Source organism: Mycolicibacterium helvum, assembly GCF_010731895.1.
Classification (GTDB): Bacteria; Actinomycetota; Actinomycetes; order Mycobacteriales; family Mycobacteriaceae; genus Mycobacterium; species Mycobacterium helvum.
In genome coordinates, this window is sequence record NZ_AP022596.1 from 4380326 (window position 1) to 4402074 (window position 21749).

Below are 21749 nucleotides of genomic sequence, written 5' to 3' on the forward strand. Positions count from 1 at the left end.
CAGCGGGCCAGCTGCGTCACCGTGGTGGAACGACCCCGAGGAGGTTTGCGATGCCGCCCTGGCGACTGCGTGAATACCACGACGAGGACCTGGACCAGGCCATCCAAGTGTGGGACCAGAGCCGGGTGCCGGGGACGGGCGAGCCCGTCTTCACCGTCGCCGAAGTGATGGCGGCCGCGCGCTCCGGCCAGCCGGCGGTGGTGGCCGAGGTCGGCGATGAGGTCGTCGGCATGGCGGTGGCCCGGACTCAGGGCGAACGCGCCTGGATCCTGTTGGTGGCCCTGGGTTCGCGCTGGCGGCATCGCGGTATCGGTAGTGCCCTGCTCGGCGACCTGGAACGGCGGCTGCGTTCGCAGGGGGTTCGCCGGATCTGCGCGGTGTTGCCCGAAGGGGCTGCCGGCACGGCGGCAATGGAGAACTCGGGCTACACCCGCCGGGAAGGACTCGTCTACTTCGAGATGCTGGAGCATCTCGGACTCGACCAGGCCAACCTGCTCGATGAACTCGGCGGCCAACTGCTGCCGCCCGGCCTGCTCGGCGAGATGGCCGGCATGGAACTGGAGAAGCAGATCATCGAACGCCGCATCGTGGACCCGCTGGCGCATCCCGAGGTGGCCGAACGCTACGGCGTGCAGCCGCCCAAGGCGGTCATCCTGTTCGGGCCGCCGGGCACCGGCAAGACCAGCTTCGCCAAGGCGATCTCGTCACGGCTCGGCTGGCCGTTCGTGGAGTTGTTCCCGTCGCGGCTGGCGGCCACCGGCAACGGCGGCCTGGCGGCGTCGCTGCGCGAAGCTTTCGCCGAGCTCGCCGAGCTCGACGAGCTGGTGCTGTTCATCGACGAGGTGGAGGAGATCGCCACGGCCCGGTCCGGGGCCTCTACTGCCGAGCTCGGCGTCACCAACGAGCTGCTGAAACTCATTCCGGCGTTCCGGCAGAAGGACAGTCGGCTCCTGGTGTGTGCCACCAACGCCGTGCACTCACTGGACTCGGCGTTCCTGCGGCCCGGTCGGTTCGACTATGTGATCCCGGTCGGCCCGCCGGATCAGCCGGCCCGCCGGGCGGTGTGGCAGCGCTACCTCGGCAAGGCCTGCGTGTACGTCGACATCGACCGGCTGGTTGAGGCCTCGGCGTTGTTCACGCCGGCTGATATCGAGTTCGCGGCCCGCAAAGGATCCCAGGCCGCGTTCGAGCGGGAGGTGCGTCATGGCCGCGGCGAGCCGGCCACCACCGAGGATTACCTCAACGCGATCGGCGAGATCAGGCCGACGCTGACCGCCGACATGCTCGCCGAATTCGAGCGTGGCAAAGGCGAATTCGCGCGGGTCTGAGCACAGGCCGCCGCGGGGGACCACAGCGCCACACTTCTTAGTGTTACCACAAGTTTCTCTTATTTTTCTTAAAGTTGGGGTACGGTCACTTGTCGTAAGGACGCTGACAGCGCACGCGCAGTCGGAACGGAGGCGACAACGATGGCCGAGCTGGGTTCACACGCGGTGGTTTTGGGTGCCGGCATAGCGGGGCTGCTTGCCGCCAGGGTGCTCGCGGAGTTCTATGAGTCGGTCACCGTGATCGACCGCGACGGACTGCCCGATCGTGCGGAACAGCGCACGGGCGTGCCGCAGGGGCGACACCTGCACAGTCTCCTCGCCCGTGGCACCCAGGCGATCGGCGAGCTGTTTCCGGGGCTTCTTGGCGAACTTGGAGCGGCGGGGGCCGTCGTCGATGACGGCCACGACCTGTCGCGGCTCTATGTGCGCGTCGGAGAGTACGAGCTGAATCCCGCGGGCCGCCTGGCTGATCCGGGAGCACTGGCCACCTACCAGGCCAGCCGGCCGTTTCTGGAGTTCCATCTTCGCCGTCGCGTGAACGCGCTGGGCAACGTGAGCATCCTCGACCGGAACAACATCGTGGCTCCGGTTCTCGCGGGCAATGCTGTCACCGGCGTGCGAATCATCAACCGCGACAGCGGTACCGCCTCGACCGTGTCGGCCGCCCTGATTGTTGACGCAACCGGTCGTGCGGGGCGCACCGTGCGCTTTCTGGCGACACAGGGCCTCGGTGTTGTGCCGGAGGAAAGAGTTCCGCCAACCGGCGGATACTCCAGTCAGCTGCTGCGTATTCCGCCGGGGCGCATCGCGCAGCGGATGGCGTTCGTCAACCAAGGCAGTCGGGCCCCAGGAGCACTGCTGGTCGCCTATGAACACGACACCTGGATGTTGGCGGTCTCCTGTCCCGCTGAATGCGGCAATCCGCCAAACACATTCGCGGAAATGCTGCAATTGGCCGAGCCGATGTTTCCGGCGGCGATCGTGGCCGGCTTGCGCGACGCCACGTGTGTGGGGGAGATCTCGATCTCCCGCACTACCGCCGCGGTGTGGCGACGCTACGACCGAACATCGGATCTGCCGTCCGGCCTGGTGGTTTTCGGCGACGCGTTGTGCAGCCTCAATCCGCTCCACGGACAGGGTATGACGATGGCTGCACTGCAGGCACTTGCCCTGCGCGACTGCCTGCGTGCCGGCGACGCCGATCTCCCGCAACGCTTCTTTTCCGCCGCCGCCGAATACATCGGACCGGTGTGGGCGGCGAATCGCGCGAACGACCGCCCAGTAGCCGCCGCGCAAGGAGCCCCAGCGCGACGATTGAACACTTGGATCCAACGGGCGGCACTGCGGGCTGCAAGCGCGGATATCGGCGTAGCCGAACGGATTATGCGGGTCCGAGGTCTCATCGATCCGCCCGAACGGCTGCGGGAGCCGTCGTTCTTGGCGCGTATTCTGTTCGCCAACCTCCGGCACCCGCGCCCCGCGCTTTACGCCCCGGCCCCTACTGTGCATTCGTCAGTGAGCCAGACCGACGAACGGGAGATCCGTGCGCTTGTCGACGGTCAGGCCAAGCGTCGCCGAGGGCGAACCGAGATCACCCGGTTGCGGTATCTGACACCCGATGTGGCCCTGATTCAGGCCCGCGCCGCGATAACGGGCCGGTTTCGCTGCGGGACGCGGCGTAACACCAGCGTCGCGGTACGGACCGAACACGGTTGGCTGCTGGCCTTTTCGCAGAACATCGCCTATTGAGACGGAGCCCTCTCATGCTCGAGATGACCTATCGTACGGCCCGCGCCAGGGTCAATGAACTCGCTGCCACGCTCAGCAACGACCAGCTTCAATTGCAGGTTCCTGCTACGCCTCGGTGGACGGTGCACGAGCTGTTGGCACATCTTGTCGGTTGTGCGTCCGACGCTGTCAGCGGACGGCTGGACGGGGTGACGAGCGATCAGTGGACGGCACGGCACGTCCGCGAACGCAGGCGAAACTCGGTCGGCGAACTGATGGACGAATGGGATCGCATCGGCGTGGCCGCCGACGCCAGCCTGACAGACGAGCAGCTCTACGGGCCCAACCTCGCTATTGACACCATCTGCCACGAGGCGGATCTGCGTGAGGCACTGGGACTTCCACGGGTGGACCGCGAACACTGGCAGCCATTCCTGGACGTGACGATGATGTACCTGGGCAGACAGCTGCGGCGCAGCACGTCCCTGGTCATTGAGGATGAGCAGGGACAGCAGTGGAGTTGCGGCTCTGGGCAACCGGCGACGCTGCTGCGGGCCGACGGCTATGAACTGTTGCGCGCCAACCTGAGCCGCCGCTCCCTGCACCAGATCGCCGCATGGGAATGGACACCAGCACCCACCGAGGAGATGCTGCACGGATTCGGAGTGTTCGGGACGCGGGTCGACGACCAGCCCATCCCGGCGCCCTAGTCCCGTTCGTAGAACGTCCGTACGGTGTCGATGGTGTCGGCTTCGGCGGCGCTCTTGTCGTCGCGGTAGCGCAGCACCCGGGCGAACCGCAGCGCCATCCCCGCGGGATAGCGACTGGAGCCCTGCACGCCGTCGAACGCGATCTCGACGACCTGCTCGGGCCGTAGCGGGACGACGTATTGATCCAGCGGCGCTCTGCCCGATGTCGCCGGCCCGGCGGCTCCGACCGCCAGCTCGGCGAATCGCGCCGTCTGCCAGTCCAGCATCGCGTCGGTCATGCCCTTGAAGGTCTTGCCCAGCATCACGAAGCCGCCGGTCTGCGGATCCAGGGCACCCAGATGGATATTGGACAGCTTGCCTGTGCGCCGTCCCGAGCCCCACTCCACGGCGAGCACCACCAGGTCCAGGGTGTGCACCGGCTTGACTTTCAGCCAGCCCGCGCCGCGTCGGCCCGCCTCGTAAGGCGAGGCCGGTGATTTGGCCATCACGCCCTCGTGGCCGGCGGCCAGTGTGGCGCCCAGAAAGTCCTGCGCCGCAGCCGTATCGGTGGTGGCTAGCCGGTCCACCCGGTGTTCAGCGGGCACGATCGAGTCCAGCGCCGCGAGCCGGGCATGGGTGGGCTCATCGAGCAGGTCAACACCGTCGAGATGCAGGATGTCGAAGAAGAACACCGAAAGTGGTTGTGCCGCGCGAGCTGCGGCCACATCGGTGCTCTTGCCGAATCGCGACGCCGTGACCTGAAACCGGTGTGGGCGGTTGTCGGAGCGCAGGGCGATAGCCTCACCGTCGGCGATCAGGTTGGTGACTGGCAGCGCGAGCGCGGCGTCCACCACCTCGGGCAACCGGGCGGTCACATCGTCGAGGCTACGGGTGTACACGGTGACATCGGCTCCGCTGCGGTGAATCTGCACGCGGGCGCCGTCGAGCTTTGCCTCGAAAATAGCGTCGCCGCCGAGGCGTTCGAGTGCATCGGCCACCCCGGTCGCGGTCTGGGCGAGCATCGGGCCGACCGGCCGGCCCACCGTCAAGGTGAATCCGCTCAGCGCCTCGGTGCCGCCGGTCAGCGCCGAGGCCGCCACGGCAGGCAGGGCACCGCCGAGCATGGCGGCCCGGCGCACGGCCGCGGCGGGTACGCCGGCCGCCTTGGCGACGGCGTCGGCCATCACCCCGGCCAGCGCCCCCTGGCGCAGTTCGCCGCCGAGCAGTCGGCGCAGGAACACCTGCTCGGTGTCGGTGGCCGCGGTGAACAAGCCGGCGAGTAGTTCGGCACGCCGGGCCTGCGAGCCCTTGCCCGCCACGGCGCCGATCTCGGTGAAGGCCGCGTCGACGGCGTCCACGGTGAGCGTCGGCTCCGCCGCCGGATCGGGCAGTGAGCGCAACGCCGCCCAGCCCACCCCGATCTGGCGTTGGGGTAACTCCCCGGACAGCCACGACACCACGACGGCCACTAGTCGGGGGTCACCTACACCGGTCAACAGCGCGGCGATCCGGGCCACTTTGGCCAGCCGCGACGACATTGCCGACACATCGGCCGAGGCCGCCGCGATATCGCCGAGCAACATGTCTCCAGGTTGGCACGACACCCTGACAACCTTTGGACCTGCGCGCGGCGTACTGAAAGTCCACCGTTGTGCGGCACCTTTGGTCCGCGCTTCATCGCGCATTCGCGTAGGAAGGTTCCGTCCTAACCGCAGGGCTCGGCGTTCGCCTCCATGCGCAATCGCCCGAGCACCCAGGCGACGACGAGATCGGCCGAAGGCGCCAGCACGCTGTCGTCGAATGTGGCCTTGGCTGAGTGGTTGGACGGGCTGGTGGCGGGATCACCGGTGGTTGCACCGATGAGTAGAAAAACCCCTGGTATCGCCCGCAAAACCCAGGAGAAATCCTCCGAGATCGCCAGAGGTTCGGCCAGGGCGCCGACCGTGCCGCCGACGATGTCACGCAGCTTGGCCAACTCCCCGCCGGAGGTCACCGTCGGGATGGTGTCCTTGCGCGCGGTGACTGTGGCGGTGACACCGTGGGTGATGGCGACGCCCTCGGCGTTGGACCGGACGAGCTCCTCGACGCCGTCGATACTGCGTTCGGAGAATCCGCGGATGACCCCGCACACCTGCGCGCTGTCGGGGATGACATTGCGCGCGACACCTGCATGCATCGATCCGTAGGTGAGCACTGCGTGTTCACGTGGGTCGACGCGCATAGCCAGCATGCCGGTGGAGGCCGTGACGAAGGCGGCCGTCGCCGTGATCGGGTCGCGCACCAGATGCGGCGCCGAGCCATGCCCGCCGTGACCGTGGAAGGCGACATCGATCAGGGTTGAACCCGCCAGAACGGCGCCCTCCCGTGTGACCACCTGACCGAGCTCAAGGTGGTGGGCCAGGACGTGCAGCCCAAGCGCGGCGACTGGGCGGGCAGCCAGTACGTCGAGTAGCCCTTCCTCCAGGGCCAGCTGGGCGCCGCCATGGCCCTCCTCGCCCGGCTGGAAGAAGAACAAGACGTCGCCGGCCAGCTCCTGGCGACGATGATGAACCTCCAGCGCCGCATGAAGAACAATCGCCATATGGCAGTCGTGTCCGCAGGCATGCATCGCCCCGTTGGTCGCGGCCCACGCCAGACCTGTCTCCTCCTGCACAGGTAGCGCGTCCATGTCCGAACGGACCAGCACCGACGGGCGCGCCCGATCCTGCTTGACCGCCTCACCGCGCACGATGGCCACGATCGAGGTGAGTCCGGTGCCCACTGCGCATTCGATACCAGCACCTTCGAGGCGATCCAGCAGATAGCGCTGGGTCCACGGAAGGTCGAGCCCGACCTCTGGGTGGGCATGCAGTTCGCGGCGGGTGGTGACGATATCGGTCATGGTGCGACCAGCTCGCGAATGCTGTCGTCGATGGTGAGCCGTGTCCCGTCGGATCGCTGCACAGCGATCGACGCGAGGCGGCCGAGCTGGGTGCGTTCAGCCGCCCCGAGGACGGTATCGGCGCTGGTGATCGACTCGGGCGCGGTTCCCCCGGGGCGCAGGACGTGGAGGTCGACCAGGCGCGCGGCAGATTCGGATCCCGCCCCGGGGAAAGCCTGATCGGCCGGTCTGATCAGGCCGAAGGGGCGGTCCCCGCCGCCGACGGCGCCGTCGACTCCGTACAGGTCGACGGCCACTCCGTCACGGCTGAGGTGCTGGCCCACCATGCCCCGCACCGATGCGGCCGTAACTGATACGGCCCAACCAGCACAGACGATCTGTCGCTCAAGTGCGACCGAGACCAGCCGACCGAACGGATTGGCCGACGCCTGCGCCGGGTCGACGACGGTGACCAGTTCCAGATAGCTCCCGTCGAGCGCAACGATGAGGTTCTCGGTTCCCGCACCCTCGTGGCGTCCACCTCCGACGGCACCGAGGCCCCAAAGTGTGCGAAAACTCTCCTCTGCCGCTGCAAGATTTGGTACTGCGATCACTATATGGTCGATGCCGACAGGTAACACGATGTGCTTGCTCCTGGTGAACGTGAGAAGTGGAGAATCGTTAGATGGCACGCGACGCGGGGAAGAACGACTTCGAGTCCGCGTCATCGGCACCGCTGCTCAAAATTGGACATATCGCGCAAATGCTCGGGGTGTCCGCCGCACGCATCAGGTTGTGGGAAGACGAAGGGTTGATCACGCCGACCCGCACGGAGTCCGGTCAGCGACGGTACTCGATGCGCGACCTCAAGCACCTGGAACGCGTTCGCCGCCTTGTCAATAGCGGCGAGATGACCTTCGCGGGAGTGCGCGCCACCCTGGGTACCGCCGACGACCCCGCGACCGAGACTTCCGACGAGGGGCTCGCCCGCCCCGAAATCGGTGCCCGCACGAAATTGCTTCGTCAACGTGCCGGGCTCAGCTTGCGTGAGCTCGCCGGTCTGATCGGCATGAGTCCGTCGGCATTGAGCGCTTTCGAGCGGGGCAACAGCAGCCCGAACATCGGCCGGCTTTCCCAGATCGCTCACGCCATTGGCATCACCACCAACGAGCTGTTGGGTGTCGATCAGCAACGTGACGAGATCGTGGTCCGACGCGATCAGCGGGAGCGGATCGTTGATGCGGCCGGCGTGGTCATCGAAAACCTCTACCTGTCCCCGACGGTCCTGCAATCCCAGATGGTGACCGTCAAACCAGGTTGCGGCAGTGGGCATCCGATGACGCACGAGGGTGACGAGTTCCTTATCGTGATCGAGGGTGCCATCGAGGTTGTCTTGGACGCGACCGACGTCTACCGCCTGGAAACCGGCGATGCGATGAACTTTGCCAGTACGCGTCCGCATATCTATCGCAATCATGGATCTGTTGATGCCAGGGTCGTCTGGGTGAACACGCCGCCGACGTTCTAGGGGAACGCCGGCAGCGCGTCGCGTTCAGTCGAGAACCGCGACCGCCCTGATCGGCGAGCCTGTTCCCCCGAGGATGTGCAACGGCAGCCCGAAGAACTCGAACCGCTTGTTCACCACCTGGCCGAGGTTTGCCAGATGTTCGGTGTTCACGATGCCGTACTTCTTGCACACCATGTGGCCCGGGAAGGTGTTGTCCATGCTGTTGTCGATGGCGTTGCAGTCGGTGCCGATGTTCACCACTCCCTTGGCTGCGAGATATTCGGCTCCCTCCCAGTCGAACCCGGGGTTCTCGTCGATGTACTTGGGTTGCGGGAACCAGCGGTCGCCATAGTCGAACCACGCCAGGACGATGTCGCCCGGCCGGATCTGCTCGCCGTGTTCGGCGAGCTTGGCCTCGGCCAACTGCACGTCCTTGGCACCGGCGTACCCCGTGCGATCCGGGTCCGGCGACCGAAACATGATGTGAGACAGGTCGATACATACCGCCGACCCGTAATAGTAGGTCAGCGGGATCGCATCCAGTGTCTTGCCGTCTGGGTCGTACTCGAACGTGGCGTCGGTGTGAGTCCCGGCGTGCTCGCTGATCAGTAGGTCACGTGCCTGGAAACCGTCCCTGGTGCCGTACTTCTCCTTGAACTCTTCGTGGGTTTGGTGCACGACGATTTTCGTCTCCTGGTGCCCGAACCACGTTGGCATGCCTTCGTAGATCGGCCGTGTCAGATCGACGAGGGTCCTGCGACCGTCCAAGAGGTGAGCGCCCAGGGTCGGTTCCTGCAGAGTCGCATCGGTCGCGGGAATCGTTGTCATGCCTTGTCTCCTTGGTGCTGGAAGAACGAGCCGAATAGCTGGTTGAAGAACACCAGTCCGGACTCTTCGCTGGTGTTGGTGGTGGCCGACACGACGTCGGCGACGATCAGAAGATGATCGAGCACCTCCACTTCGACCACCGACTTGCATTCGAGGTTGTGCAACGCTCCCGCGATCGCGGGGACCCCGAGCAGGGGCCCACCACCGGAGACCGCCTCGGCGGCCAGGAATTTCGGTTGGCCCGGTGCTGCCTGTCGCGCTGCCAGGTCGGCTCCGCCCGCCGACAGGATTGCCACGCCGAACTCTCCCGACTCGGCGATGGATTGTGCGGTGGCCGTGTACTTTGCGATCGAGAAGGCGATGCGCGCGGGGTTGGCCGAGAACGAGGACAACGAGCTCAGAGTCACTCCCCACGGTTGGCCTTCGACCATGGATGTCACGATCACCACGCCGCTGGCCAGCATCCGCATCGACCGAGCGAAGTCGGCTGCGGGGATGGGAACGAATTCGCAGGACGCTGGTGTCCGCAGCCTCGGGAGGTTCTCAACCATCGTGTCGGTGGCGGGCATCAGGCGATCCCCACGTAGTCACGAACCCGGCGTGCGGCGGCGCTGCGGTCGGTCTTCGAGTAGACGAGGTGACGCACGAACGCCGGCGGTGTGGCATTCACGTTCTCGAAGAGTGCGACGCGACCGGCGTGTGCTCCGGCGACCAGATCCCACACGAAGTTGAAGAAGGTGTTCTTTTCGCGGGCGGTGACACCGGTGCCCGGGAAGTACGCTTCCATGCGGGGACCGAATTCCGGATGATCCCAGACCTTTTCCGGCCACCGAGCGATGAGCGCCTGACCGCACAGATCGCGGATCAGGTAGGTGATCCTCGGGTAGTTCTCGATGGAGTAGAGCCGGCCGGCGGTGGTGAGTTCCGGATTGGGCACGTGCACCCCGTTCCATTCCACCGACTCGGAGATGGTGGCCAGCGAGTAGGCCTTGAGCGTCTGGGCGTAGAGCGTGATGTCGGCGACTGCGGCCTGCACGCCGGGGATCTTGTTGGTGCCCAGGATCTCGGTGATGACCTGTGCCACACCGGTGAACATCTCGGCGCGGAATGCCAGCCTGGTCATGATCGACCACAGCGAGTACACGCAACTCTCGTAATAGAGGTCGAGCAGACCCAGGTTGTACTTGCTGAACACGTATTCGCGTGGCACCAGAACGTTGTCGAACAGAATCGTCTGGTCAAGTTCCTCGCCGGCGTGGTCGAGTGGGTGGTCGTTGCGTGGAGCGTTCATCCGCGCAGTGGGTTCGCGCAGCACGAGTGACAATCCGGGTGAGTTCATCGGGATTGCCGCCCAGATCGCGGCCTCCGGACCCACACCCTCACCGAGAGTGGTTGACAGCGTGAAGAAGTGCGCGAGGGAACCGATGCTGCCGGCAACCTTCGCGCCGGTGATGACGATACCGTCTGGGCGGTCTTCGACGATCCGAAGCTGCGACGGGCGTTCGTTGCGCGGCACGTTGCGGTCGGACTGAGGATCGGCGATCAGGTCCGTACTGAGCAGGTTGTAGTCGCCGGAGAGCTTGACGAAACTACGGATGTTCTCGGCGAATTCATGGTTCTCGGCTTCGATGCGGTCGATGGTGGACAAAAAGCCCAAGGCCATCATCGGTCCGTAGTCGTTGGGGCGACCGTACATACCCATGGTGCGTTGGGTGATGAAGCGAGTGGACTCGCGCTTGGCGAATAGGTGCTCGCGCGTCGTGGGGACCTGCCAACCGATGGCACGCCGTCCTCCGTCCTCGGCGACGTAGGTCAGTGTGTCCTGGTGTTCGGGATCGAATTGAGCGTCCTGGATACTGGCCAGCGTCTCGACTGCGCGAAGGTCCTGGTGCGTGGTGACGTCGGTGATCTCCTCGCCCTGCGAAGAGATGATGCGTCGACCATCTCGCAGCGACGCCTTGTACTGCTCGCCGGTCATCAGGTGGCTTCCCGATTTGTCGAGCTGCTCGGTCACCTTGTCGATGCGCAGCCGCTTCGGGTCGAAGGATGCCGCTTCGGGGTAGGACAGCGTTGTCATGTGATGCCTTCCTTGAGGGGTTCTGTTTCTAGCCGCGGATGACTGCGATTGCTTCGGCCTCGATGAGGAAGCCGTCGTACATGAGTCCAGCGACTCGCACGCCTGTGCCGGCCGGTCCTTCGTCGGGCAGAAACTCCATCCGAACACGAGTCATGGCCTCCCAGTTGGCCTGCACCTCGTCACCGGTTCCGTCGAAGCAGTAGTAGGTGTTGACCTTGACCACGTCTTCCCACGTCGCTCCCGCTTCGGCGAGGACATTGGTCAGCGACTGAAACACATTGCGCGTCTGGGTCTCGATATCGCCTATACCCACGACGTTGCCGTGTTCGTCCGATGACAGTTGGCCACCGGTAAAGACCAGGTTGCCTACTCGCCAGCCTTGCGAGAACGGGGTCTTGATGTGGTGGGTCCAGGTGCTGTTCATCAGTCGTTGACGATCGGTGCCGTCTCCGACCGCGGCGCTGAGATCGGTTGTGGACATAGTGGAATTCCCTTCTTTAGGAAGTGATTACGGTGTTCGACTGGATGCCGGCGGTCAGGCCGGTGCGGGTGCGGTTGCGATGTGCCGCGCCGCGCGCCGGGCCGAAACACGGGTCAACCCGAGGTAGAGGACCAGGCTGACGACCGAGCCCACGGCCCACGTGAGGTCGACGCCGCCGAGCTTGTTCGCTACCGATCCGACGAAGAATGGGCTGCTGGCAAAGGGCAGTTCGACAATGAAAGTGACGATATAGGTGACCACAGCGGGCACGTTCACGTAGCCGTATCCGCGAGTGCTGTCGATGAACGCCGCTGGATCGTAAACCCCTCGTTTGATGACGTAGTAGTCGACGAGATTGATGATGCTCCAAGGGATCAGCAGCGTCATCAAGAACGTGATGAACCCGAGGTAGGCGTTCAGGAAGTCCGACGCGAAACCCGCGGCCACGACCGTGGTCACGATCGCCAACACCACGGCCACGGCATTACGCGCGAAGGCGCGAGGAACCCAGGCTGGCTTGAAAGTCTGGATCATGGTCAGCACCGTCAGTGATGGGCCGTAGAGGTTTATCACCGCAGCGTCGATGGCGCCCAGGAACAGCATGACCACCACGAAGATCCTGAAGGGCGCCGGCAAGAAGCTGACCAGGTCGGCCACGGCGCCGTCTCCACCGGCGGCAACAACCAGCAGCGCGCCCAGGATCATCATCGGCACCGCGCCCAGCACGCAACCGAAGTAGGTGTACCAGAATGCCGGCCGGGCGGATGTCTTGGACGGCAAGTAGCGGGAGTAATCGGAGACATAAGGTGCGTAGGCGATCTGCCAGATCGCTGCCGCCGAGATCATGCCCATGAATCCGATTGTGTTGAAATGTAATTCGCCACTCCCGGCCGAGACCGCGGAGGCGTGTGTCATCAGGGATACAGCGAGCACGATGACTGCGAGCCCGAACAGCCCTAGCAGGGCGCGGTTTGCCCGGTGGATGAGCTCGTAGCCCACAACGACGACAAGCAGGGTCACCAGCGCGCACATCGTCAGGCCGAAGACTCCGCCGAACGACGGGATGAGTATCGCCAGCGTGTCACGCGCGAGGATCAGGATCGAGGCGAGGAATCCCAAATAGACCAGGATGACGACGGCAAGAACCAGCAGCGCGCCGTACATGCCGAATTGGGCGCGCGCTTGAATCATCTGCGGCACACCTAATTTCGATCCCTGTACCGAGTGAAGTGCCATCAGAACGGCGCCAAGCAGGTTGCCGATCAGGATCGCGACCACACACCACGAGGCCGGCAGCCCGTAGACGGTCGTTCCCAGCACGCCGGTGACCAAGGTCAACGGCATGATGTTCACCCCGAACCACACCGGGAACAGATGTCGCGCCGTTCCCTTGCGTCGATCCTCGGGAACCGGCTGGATCGTTAAGTCCTCGATCAAGGATGCGTTCGAAGATGTCAACCCGGTGCTCCAATCGCGATGAGCTACCCCTGCTGTCGGGGGTGTGTTCTGAAAACATACAGCCGTGCGGTAGATAATCAAGGCTTGGAAACGGAAATGTTCGTTGCGCGTTACATCGCGGAAACGGCAGCTCAAGTGCAGCGTGTCTCCACCTGGGCTTTTCTCTACGCGGGTTGCACGGCTTCCCGAGGAACAAAACGTGCTGTTTACTTAATTTTGTGCAGTACACATCGAGTCGACTGATCGGGGAGTGCCGGTGACACCGATGTCCTCGGATGTGCGACTGACCGACTTGTTCACGATCGGTATTGGTCCGTCCAGTTCTCATACCGTCGGACCGATGCGGGCTGCGGCGGCGTTCGTCGCCGACCTCATCGAGCACAATGCTCTGCAATCCACCGACCGCATCCGTGTTGTGCTGCGCGGGTCGCTGGCCGCGACCGGCGAGGGGCACGGCACACCAGGCGCCGTTGTGGCCGGCCTGCAGGGACATGAGCCGGCAACATGTCATCCGGCTGTGGTCCGAAATGCTTGGGGCAAAGCGAAAGCCACCGGTGCCATCACCGTGGCAGGTCGTATCGTCGGCCTCGACGGCATCCAGTTTCGGCCTCGTGAACCACATCCGCGGCACCCGAACGCCGTCGACTTCACCGCATACGCCGAAGCGGGGCAGGCGCTGCTGCAGCGCACCTACCTCTCGGTGGGCGGCGGGTTCATCGAACTCGCTGCTGCACAGCAGAATTCAAGCGATGCCGCACCGCAGAACCTGCCATACCCATTCCGCTCATTCGTCGACCTCCAAGTCGTCTGCCAGCAGGCTCGCGCGTCCATCGCCGAGGTCGTGGCGGCCAATGAAATGGCGGTGGGACGAGATCCGAGGTCCGATGCCTTGATGATCTGGGCGGCGATGGAGGACTGTATGAGACTCGGGCGGCAACCCGGGCCCGACATCCTGCCCGGAGGCCTGCAGGTACGCCGCCGCGCTCCTGGGCTTGCTGATCGGCTATCGGACGCTGCGGACTTTTCCGCGGCGGTGGCCCGAATCCAGCTTGACGCCATGGCCGTCAACGAAGAAAACGCGCTCGGCAATCGCGTCGTCACGGCCCCGACCAACGGTGCTGCCGGCATCCTGCCCGCCGTCATCGCCCACTACGTGCGCAGTGCACCGGTGGCACATGCCGCCGACGGGGTCACCACGATGCTACTCACCGCCACGGCACTGGGCGCCATCATCAAAACGAACGCATCCATCTCCGGTGCGCAGGTCGGATGTCAAGGGGAAGTCGGATCCGCCTGCGCCATGGCGGCCGGCGCGCTCTGCGCCGCGTTTGGCGGCTCGGTAGCCCAGGTCGGCAAAGCGGCCGAAATGGGCCTCGAGCATCATCTCGGCCTCACCTGCGATCCGGTCGGCGGTCTTGTCCAGGTGCCCTGTATCGAGCGCAATGCGATCGCCGCGGTCACCGCTGTCCAAGCCGCGACGCTCACCCTAAGCGAAGGTCATCACACCCACCTCGTGTCGTTTGACACGGCGGTGGAGACCATGAGGCGTGTCGGGGCCGATATGCACGACAAGTACAAGGAGACTTCCTTGGGGGGACTAGCGGTAAGTGTCGTGGAGTGCTAACCCCGCGGTGACCGCGGCGCGCGCGAACCGCGTCAGCTCACCTCGAACGACACTGTGGGCCAGCCCGTCGCGCCGTCGGGGGCCGGCGGTGCCTGGTCTTCGGTCTGCACCGCGCCCGTGTTGTCGGTCGCGCGAGCGGTGACGGTGTGGAAACCGCCCTGGGTGGCCGTCCACGGGAAGCTCCACAATCGCCAAGTGTCATTGGAGTAGGCAGCCCCGAGCTGGGCGGGCTGCCACGGCCCGTCGTCGATGCGCACCTCGACGCCCTTCACGCCACGGTTCTGCGCCCACGCCACCCCGCCGAATGTCACCGCACCTTTGGCGATCTTCTGGCCGTCGCGCGGCACGTCGATCCGTGACTCGGTCTTGATCGGCCCGCGCTCCGACCAGCCGAGCTTGGTCCAGTAGGCCTGCGCGCGATCGAAGCGGGTCAGCTCCAGGTCCACCACCCATTTGGTGGCCGACACATAGCCGTAGAGCCCGGGCACCACCAGCCGGGCGGGATAGCCGTGTTCGACCGGCAGCGGCACGCCGTTCATCCCGATCGCGAGCATCGACTCGCGCGCGTCGGTGAGTGCTTCCACCGGGGTACCTGCGGTGAACCCATCGATCGATGTCGAGAGCACCATATCGGCATCCGCGTGGATTCCGCTGTTGCGCAACAGGTCTGACACCCGATAGCCGGTCCAGGTGGCGTTTGAGATCAGATTGCCGCCGACCGGGTTGGACACACAGGTCAGTGTCACGGTCTTGGTGATCGGCTCGAACTTCGCCAAGTCGTCGAAGGTGTAGGTGATTTCGCGGTCGACCAGGCCGTGGATGCGCAGCCGGAAGTCGGCGCGCGCGAGCTGCGGGACGCTCAGCGCGGTGTCAATGCGGTAGAAGTCGCCGTTGGGAGTGATGAAGCTGGGCAGCTGCACGCCCTGCGGCGTGACGTCGGCGGGAATCGGAGACGGCGGCGGGGCCGACGGCAGGGCGAAGCTCTCCCGATCACCGGACACCGAGTGCAGCCGGCGGTTGATCAGCACTCCGGCGACACCGCTGAGGAGCCCGAGTCCGCCGATGCCGAACGTCATCAGGGAGAGCCGGCGTCCGGCATCGAACCCGGTGTCTTGGCTGCCCTCGGCGATGGCGGCGGCGGGGGGCGACTCAGTGGATTCACTGGCGTCGATCCGGCCGGTGAGCAGCCGCAATACTGCGATACCGCACACTGCGCCGAGCAGGGTGGGGATGATGTCGACCGGCCGGGCACCGGGACGGGCCAGCACCGCGACGCTGCCGGCTACCGCGGCGGCCAGGATCGCCACCGTGCCGACCGGGATGCGCGAGCGTTCCCAGATCGCGGCGACGGCTGCCAACACCCCGATGACCGCGAGCACGGCGACCGACAGGAACAACTTGTCCGCGGTGCCGAACGTCTGGATCGCCCATTCCTTGACCGGACCGGGCGTCATGTTGATGACCGCGGTGCCCACCGCCGTGCGGGCGTCGGCGGCAGGGGAGAAGAACGCGGCCGTCAGCTGGACCACGCCGAGGGCGACGGCGGCGGCCGCCACCCCGGCGCCCATTCGCAGACCGGTCGTGGATTGGGCCATGCCGCCCAACCTACCGCTGGGTAGACACCCTTGTTCATGACCAATTCGTGACGAGCGGTAACGTGCGTACCGACCCGGGCGCCACCGGGGTGTCCCGCAAATGGAACAGCGAACTGTAAGCAGCACGGTTAGCGTGCCGGCGTCAACGACAGGAGTGTTGGATGGAGATCTCGGGCAAAAAGGTAGTCGTCGTGGGCGGCGCGTCGGGCTTCGGGCGGGCGAGCGCTGAATTGCTGGCCTCCCGTGGGGCCCAGGTGGCGATTCTCGACCGCGAGGGCACCGACGGCCCCGAGGTCGCCGCCGGTGTCGGCGGCCCGTTCATCCCGGTCGACGTCACCAACTTCGAGGGCACCGAGAAGGCGCTGGCCGATGCGGTCGAGGCCCTCGGCGGGCTGCACGTGGTGCTGACCACCGCCGGCGGCGGCGTCGCGGAGAAGACGTTCGGCAAGAACGGCCCGCACGCCCTGGAGACCTTCCGCAGCACGATCGACCTCAACCTGATCGCCAGCTTCAACATCAGCCGGCTCGCCGCCGCGCACATGGCCAACAACGAGCCCGAGGACGAGGAGCGCGGCGTCATCATCAACACCGCCTCGATCGCCGCGTTCGAGGGCCAGATCGGCCAGGTCGCCTATACCGCCGCCAAGGCCGGCATCGCCGGCATGTGCCTGACGATGGCCCGCGACCTGGGTCCGGTGGGCATCCGCGCGCTGGCCATCGCGCCCAGCCTGTTCGCCACCGGCCTGACCAAGGGCATCCCGGACGAGTTCGCCAAGGCGCTGACCAAGGATGCGGCCTTCCCCAAGCGCCTGGGCAGGCCCGAGGAGTTCGCCAAGCTGGTCGCCGCGATCGTCGACAACCCGATGCTCAACGGCCAGTGCATCCGGTTGGACGCCGGACAGCGCTTCGCCCCCAAGTAAACCCATTGTGGTAAGGCATTAGGGGAACAGGCACTGCCGCCTCGAGGAGGACCCGATGGGTATCGCACTGACCGACGACCACCGTGAACTCAGCGAGGTGGCGCGCTCGTTCCTCACCGCGCAGAAGACCAGGGCGGTGACGCGGGACCTGCTGGCCGACGATGCCGAGGAGACCCGCCCGCCATTCTGGTCGGAACTGGCCGAGCTGGGTTGGCTCGGGCTGCACGTCGACGAACACTACGGCGGTTCGGGTTTCGGCCTGCCGGAGCTGGTCGTTGTCATTGACGAGCTCGGCCGCGCGATCGCGCCGGGCCTGTTCGTGCCGACGGTCGTCGCCTCCGCCCTGGTGTCGGCGGTCGGCAGCGATGAACAGAAGGCTCGTCTGCTGCCCGGCCTGGTCGACGGATCAGTCACGGCTGCAATCGGATTCGGCGGCGACATCACCGTCACCGGCGAGACCGCCAGCGGCGAGGCCGGTGTGGTGCTCGGCGCCGGACTGGCCGAGCTGCTGGTGCTGACCTCCGGCGCGGATGTCCTGCTGGTGGAGCGCGGCGCCGACGGGGTGTCGGTCGAGGTGCCAGGAAGCCTGGACCGGTCGCGGCGCTCCGGCCGGGTGTCGCTACGCGATGTCTCGGTGACCGGCAACGTGCTGACCGGGGCGCGCTCGGTGGCAGTTGCGTTGGCCCGCACTCTGTTTGGCGCCGAGGCGGCCGGCGGGGCGTCCGACTGTGTGGACGCGGCAGTCGAGTACGCCAAGGTGCGTGAGCAATTCGGCCGCACCATCGCGACTTTCCAAGCGGTCAAGCATCACTGCGCCAACATGATCGTGGCCTCGGAGTCCGCGGTCGCCGTCGTGTGGGACGCTGCCCGCGCGTTCGGGGACGACCAGAAACAGTTCGAGCTGGTCGCAGCCGCGGCGGCTGCGTTGGCATTTGGCGCCTATGTTGGCAACGCGGAGTTGAACATCCAGGTGCATGGCGGCATCGGGTTCACTTGGGAGCATGATGCGCACTTGCATCTGCGGCGCGCACTGACGGTGCAGGCACTGCTCGGCGGGGACGGCCCGGTCACCGACGTCTTCACCCTGACCGAGGCGGGGCATAGCAGGGCCAACAGCCTGGACCTGCCGGCCGAGGCCGACGAGCTGCGCGCCCAGATCCGCGCCGACGCGCATCAGCTCGCCAAGCTCGACGAAAAGACGCAACTCGACGAACTGATCGCAACCGGATACGTCATGCCGCACTGGCCCAAGCCGTGGGGCCGCGCGGCGGGCGCCGTCGAACAGCTGCTGATCGAGGAGGAGTTCGCCGCCGCCGGTGTCAAGCGGCCCGACTACGGCATCACCGGGTGGGTGATCCTGACCCTGATCCAGCACGGAACCCCTTCTCGCATAGAGAGATTCGTCGAGAAGGCGTTGCGTAAGGACGAGATCTGGTGCCAGCTGTTCTCCGAGCCGTCGGCGGGTTCGGATGCCGCGGCGGTCAAGACCCGCGCCACCCGGGTGGACGGCGGCTGGAAGATCACCGGCCAGAAGGTGTGGACCAGCGGGGCGCACTACTGCAAGCGCGGCCTGGCCACCGTCCGCACCGACTTCGACGTGCCCAAGCATGCCGGCATCACGACCGTGATCCTGGACATGGAGGCGCCCGGCGTCGAGGTGCGGCCACTGCGCCAGATCACCGGCGGCGCCGACTTCAACGAAGTGTTCTTCAACGATGTGTTCGTTCCCGACGAGGACGTCGTCGGGGAGCCGAACTCGGGCTGGACCGTCGCGCGCGCCACGCTGGGCAATGAGCGGGTCAGCATCGGTGGCGGCGCTGGCACCATCGCACCGGCGGCGGCGTGGCTCGTCGCGCTGGCCAAGGAGCACGGTGAGCGGCATGTCGGAGCGGTGCAGTGGGTGGGCAAGTTCCTCGCCAGAGATCAGGCACTGCGCCTGCTGAACCTGCGCCGGGTGGTCCGCGCCCTCGAGGGTGCCGGCCCCGGCCCGGAAGGCAACATCACCAAACTCATCCTGGCCGAGCAGTTTCAGGAACAGGGCACGATCGCCGCGGCGCTGGTCGGTCCGGACGTGGCGCTCGACGGCGGCGAGGGGGAAATGGCGGGCCGGACGGCGTTAGGGTCCCGCGCCTTGTCCATCGCCGGCGGCACATCGGAGATCACCCGCAACCAGATCGCCGAGCGCATCCTGGGTATGCCGCGCGACCCGCTGATCAAGTAACTCACGCAGGTTTGTGTCGTAGTCCCGTCATCGGGGACGCTGCCGCCGTGCGCCGAGAGCGCCAGCGACATCTCCGGAAACGCGTTCTACCGCGCCAGCAAGGACGTGGTGGCCTGGGACTCCGCGGAACTTTTGCCCGGATTGCAATCCAAATTCGGCGATTCCGTCATCCCGATCGTACTGGCCCACGAGTGGGGCCACGCCATTCAGGCTCGGTCCAACTTCACCGTCCGCACGGTGACCAAGGAACTGCAGGCGGACTGCTTCGCCGGCGGCTGGGCCAAACATGCCAAGGACGCGGGGTTGTACAAGGTCAACGCCGCCGAGATGGACAGCGCACTGGCCGGCATCCTGGTACTGCGGGACTCTCCGGGTACCAGCAAGATCGACACGTCGGCGCACGGCAGTGGCTTCGACCGGGTGAGCGCGTTCCAGGACGGCTACGACAACGGGACTAGTGCGTGCAAGGAGTACCGCGACGACAGCCGTGTTCGTCGAGCTTCCGTTCCAGAACGCCGACGACGAGGCCGCCGATGGCGACATGCCCTACGACGCGATGGTCCTCGACGTGCCCTACGACATCGAGGACGATGGACCCACGTGTATCCGGAATTGACCAATGGCGAGGCCTGGGTGCCGGTAAGGGCCTGGAACCGTTCGACCGTCGAACCCGCCGATGTGCGGCTCGACGCCGGCCAAGGGCTATGCGTTGTTCTATTGCTTCCCAGACGATTACATCGGGTGGGACAACGTCGACGCGATGCCGACGGTATATCGCAAGGGTGGCGAATTCGCGGTCGCGACCTTGCTGGCAGCCTGCGCACCGGCGTCGCCGCCGATGATGTCGTGGCGCACCTACTGATCGACGGTCTGGTGGCGGCGCGGTAGCGATGATGACAGTCACATGAACGTCATTGTGCACAACCGGAACCCGACTCCAACCGACTCGTGCGGAGGCGCTGATCACCGCTCTGATGCCGCATCGCCGCCGCCGACGCCAAGTCAGCCGCAGGTCGGGTCCAGCGGTGCGTAACGACGGGCGGGCACATCTCTTGCGTCGGCTAACTCGATGAAGCTCGCCGCGGCGAGGAGGCGATCATCGTCGCCGCAGGGGCGCGACATCATTAGACCGCTGGCGCTTGCGAATGGTGCTGCTGGGTAGGAGATGCCGCAGGCGCCGAGGTAGCTCGTGAGCATGGTGCTGCGTAGCGCACGCTGGTTGATGTAGTCGAAGGACTTGGCGTTTTCGCGAATCGTCGAGATCGCTGGCGGGGGTATGCGCACGGTCGGGCACAAAAGTACTTCGTCACCGAGTTCGGATTGAAAGCGGTGTCGCAGATCGGGCAATCGTGCGTACAGCTGCGCTGGATCGTTGTTTGTTCGCGCACTGTGGGTTAGTCGCCGGACCGTTGCGGGCTGAAGAAGTCGAGTGTCGTTGACCTCGCCGCGGATGTTAGACCGCGCTTCGGCGCCGACGATGGTGCCGCAGGAGTCCATCAGCGACTGAGCGTCATTCAGGGATGTAAAGACACGGTGCTCGATGGTCGCACCTGCAGCAGACAGAGCGCTGACGATTTCAGTAAAGGCTGCGGCGATGTCGGGGTGGCATTCGTCGATAAGTTCCCCGTCTGGAACGACGAAGCGTGGAGTCGACGAGTCGAGTGGGTATCGGGCTGCTCGATGACGCTTGAGCATGATGTCATCGAGTAGTCGAATGTCCTGAACCGTGCGGGCGATCAATCCAACGCTATCCAACGTCTGGGATAATGGCTGAAAGTCGTTAGGTCCATACCGATTCTTGCTGGCGCGGTAGCCAACGACGCCGCACCATGCCGCGGGCAGGCGCGTCGACCCCGATGTATCGGTGCCGATGGCATACGGGGCGACACCTACGGCCACCGATACGGCGGCTCCCGAGGAAGAACCACCGGGGACCCTTGGAGTGTCGGTGTGGGCGGGGTTCACGGGAGTTCCGAAGACGGTGTTGACTCCGAGACCCGAAAAGGCAAACTCGCTCATATTGGTCTTGCCGACGCTGATCATGCCGACGTCGGCACATGCTGCAACGAATGCACTGTCTCGACTGGAGGAATCAAGGTGTAACCGGCTCTCTGAGCCGCACGTCGTCACCGTTCCTCGGACGTCGAAGAGGTCCTTCCACGTCACGGGCACCCCGTCGAGGGGGCTCAGCTGGCGCCCACCTGCGCGGCGCTGATCGCTGAGATCCGCTTCGTGACGACCCCGCTCGAAGGTGTTGTTCGTCAAACAGTGCACGGCAGGGGTGCTCAGTGCCGCGCCTATCGCCTCCTCGATCAGCTCCCGGGCTGACGTCGCACCCGCTGCAAGGGCTGCGGCCATGGCGGTCGCGGATGTGTTGTGCGGCTGCATTGGTATCACAGCCGTGAACTTGTCAGGCGCTGTGAACGGCCACCG

General features: G+C 65.6%; 18 protein-coding genes. 8 read left to right on the forward strand and 10 right to left on the reverse strand.

Going from position 1 to position 21749, the window contains the following annotated elements; all coding sequences use genetic code 11:
• The first annotated feature begins 50 nt into the window (after window positions 1-50).
• From G6N38_RS20565 to G6N38_RS20575, 3 genes are all read left to right on the forward strand, one after another.
• A complete protein-coding gene (locus G6N38_RS20565; protein WP_163749878.1) occupies window positions 51-1328 on the forward strand; it encodes an ATP-binding protein in 1278 nt (425 codons plus the stop codon).
• A gap of 141 nt (window positions 1329-1469) precedes the next feature.
• A complete protein-coding gene (locus G6N38_RS20570) occupies window positions 1470-3077 on the forward strand; it encodes an FAD-dependent oxidoreductase (RefSeq protein WP_163749879.1) in 1608 nt (535 codons plus the stop codon).
• 23 nt (window positions 3078-3100) lie between these two features.
• Window positions 3101-3766 carry a maleylpyruvate isomerase family mycothiol-dependent enzyme gene (locus G6N38_RS20575; RefSeq protein ID WP_246227352.1) on the forward strand — a complete coding sequence of 222 codons (666 nt, stop codon included), beginning with the start codon at window positions 3101-3103 and terminating at the stop codon, window positions 3764-3766.
• On the opposite strand, the gene G6N38_RS20580 is transcribed toward G6N38_RS20575, so the two are convergent.
• The 3 genes from G6N38_RS20580 to G6N38_RS20590 all read right to left on the reverse strand — a co-directional run bounded on the left by G6N38_RS20580 (window position 3763) and on the right by G6N38_RS20590 (window position 7219).
• The gene (locus G6N38_RS20580) at window positions 3763-5328 is read right to left on the reverse strand and encodes an ATP-dependent DNA ligase (protein WP_163749881.1); all 1566 of its coding nucleotides are present in this window, start codon (window positions 5326-5328) and stop codon (window positions 3763-3765) included. The two genes, G6N38_RS20575 and G6N38_RS20580, sit on opposite strands and share 4 nt — an antisense overlap.
• A gap of 122 nt (window positions 5329-5450) precedes the next feature.
• A complete protein-coding gene (locus G6N38_RS20585) occupies window positions 5451-6626 on the reverse strand; it encodes a M20 metallopeptidase family protein (RefSeq protein WP_163749882.1) in 1176 nt (391 codons plus the stop codon).
• Window positions 6623-7219, reverse strand: coding sequence for a VOC family protein (locus G6N38_RS20590; RefSeq protein ID WP_163749883.1), 597 nt, complete (start codon window positions 7217-7219; stop codon window positions 6623-6625). Before G6N38_RS20590 ends, G6N38_RS20585 begins: the two co-directional genes overlap by 4 nt.
• Before the next feature lie 71 nt (window positions 7220-7290).
• On the opposite strand from G6N38_RS20590, the gene G6N38_RS20595 reads away from it, so the two are divergent.
• Window positions 7291-8133, forward strand: coding sequence for a MerR family transcriptional regulator (locus G6N38_RS20595; RefSeq protein WP_163749884.1), 843 nt, complete (start codon window positions 7291-7293; stop codon window positions 8131-8133).
• 24 nt (window positions 8134-8157) lie between these two features.
• On the opposite strand, the gene G6N38_RS20600 is transcribed toward G6N38_RS20595, so the two are convergent.
• Genes G6N38_RS20600 through G6N38_RS20620 form a run of 5 tightly spaced genes read right to left on the reverse strand, consistent with a single transcriptional unit; the run spans window position 8158 to window position 12935 of the window.
• Window positions 8158-8940 (reverse strand): cyclase family protein, encoded by a 783-nt coding sequence (locus tag G6N38_RS20600; RefSeq protein WP_163749885.1) that lies wholly within the window; start codon window positions 8938-8940, stop codon window positions 8158-8160.
• Window positions 8937-9509, reverse strand: coding sequence for a flavin reductase family protein (locus G6N38_RS20605; protein WP_163749886.1), 573 nt, complete (start codon window positions 9507-9509; stop codon window positions 8937-8939). Before G6N38_RS20605 ends, G6N38_RS20600 begins: the two co-directional genes overlap by 4 nt.
• Complete coding sequence (locus tag G6N38_RS20610; RefSeq protein ID WP_163749887.1) at window positions 9509-11017, reverse strand: 4-hydroxyphenylacetate 3-hydroxylase N-terminal domain-containing protein; 1509 nt, start codon at window positions 11015-11017, stop codon at window positions 9509-9511. Before G6N38_RS20610 ends, G6N38_RS20605 begins: the two co-directional genes overlap by 1 nt.
• Before the next feature lie 28 nt (window positions 11018-11045).
• Window positions 11046-11498, reverse strand: a complete 453-nt coding sequence (locus G6N38_RS20615; protein ID WP_163749888.1) for a RidA family protein — start codon at window positions 11496-11498, stop codon at window positions 11046-11048.
• A 54-nt stretch (window positions 11499-11552) separates the two neighbouring features.
• On the reverse strand, window positions 11553-12935 hold the full coding sequence (locus tag G6N38_RS20620) for a purine-cytosine permease family protein (protein ID WP_246227354.1): 1383 nt from the start codon (window positions 12933-12935) through the stop codon (window positions 11553-11555).
• A gap of 286 nt (window positions 12936-13221) precedes the next feature.
• Here G6N38_RS20620 and G6N38_RS20625 point away from each other — a divergent pair, with 286 nt between their 5' ends.
• Window positions 13222-14580, forward strand: a complete 1359-nt coding sequence (locus G6N38_RS20625; protein ID WP_163752165.1) for an L-serine ammonia-lyase — start codon at window positions 13222-13224, stop codon at window positions 14578-14580.
• Between the two features lie 32 nt (window positions 14581-14612).
• Here G6N38_RS20625 and G6N38_RS20630 read toward each other — a convergent pair whose 3' ends face one another.
• Complete coding sequence (locus tag G6N38_RS20630) at window positions 14613-16175, reverse strand: molybdopterin-dependent oxidoreductase (protein WP_163749890.1); 1563 nt, start codon at window positions 16173-16175, stop codon at window positions 14613-14615.
• A gap of 161 nt (window positions 16176-16336) precedes the next feature.
• Here G6N38_RS20630 and G6N38_RS20635 point away from each other — a divergent pair, with 161 nt between their 5' ends.
• The 3 genes from G6N38_RS20635 (at window position 16337) to G6N38_RS20645 (ending at window position 20204) form a co-directional block, all read left to right on the forward strand.
• The gene (locus G6N38_RS20635; RefSeq protein WP_163749891.1) at window positions 16337-17095 is read left to right on the forward strand and encodes an SDR family NAD(P)-dependent oxidoreductase; all 759 of its coding nucleotides are present in this window, start codon (window positions 16337-16339) and stop codon (window positions 17093-17095) included.
• Between the two features lie 55 nt (window positions 17096-17150).
• Entirely contained in the window at window positions 17151-19316 is a 2166-nt protein-coding gene (locus G6N38_RS20640) for an acyl-CoA dehydrogenase family protein (protein WP_163749892.1), read from the forward strand.
• Between the two features lie 141 nt (window positions 19317-19457).
• The gene (locus tag G6N38_RS20645) at window positions 19458-20204 is read left to right on the forward strand and encodes a neutral zinc metallopeptidase (protein WP_246227356.1); all 747 of its coding nucleotides are present in this window, start codon (window positions 19458-19460) and stop codon (window positions 20202-20204) included.
• A gap of 114 nt (window positions 20205-20318) precedes the next feature.
• Here the strand turns inward: G6N38_RS20645 and G6N38_RS20650 are convergent, their stop codons facing one another.
• Window positions 20319-21704: an amidase family protein gene (locus G6N38_RS20650; RefSeq protein WP_322790541.1), complete on the reverse strand. Its 1386-nt coding sequence runs from the start codon at window positions 21702-21704 to the stop codon at window positions 20319-20321.
• Between the last annotated feature and the right edge of the window lie 45 nt (window positions 21705-21749).